Source organism: Paraburkholderia sp. SIMBA_053, assembly GCF_046534895.1.
Taxonomy (GTDB): Bacteria; Pseudomonadota; Gammaproteobacteria; order Burkholderiales; family Burkholderiaceae; genus Paraburkholderia; species Paraburkholderia caledonica.
Genome location: NZ_JAWRXU010001691.1, coordinates 1 through 236 on the forward strand (window position 1 = coordinate 1; position 236 = coordinate 236).

The 236-nt window shown below is 60.6% G+C and carries 1 pseudogene; it reads right to left on the reverse strand.

Annotated features, from left to right (window positions below):
• Nucleotides 1-236: pseudogene (locus SB753_RS41300) on the reverse strand (ATP-dependent helicase); the annotation flags it as partial.

The window sequence follows — 236 nt, forward strand, 5'->3', positions numbered from 1 at the left end:
GATGCGCGGAAATAAGGCACGCCATGGGACCGGCAAACGGCCTCGATGGGATCAAGAATGCGGTTGGTGCGGGCGAGGATTGCGCACGACTTGCCCGCGGTCATCAGCGGTTGAAGAAACTCGACGGCCGCAACGGCATCCGCATATTCGTCGTCCGACCGCTTTGTCGCGACAGTGCCACCGGAACCCCTGTCCGCACGCAGAATTTTGGGGATGCGATCAGCGTTGTTACGGAT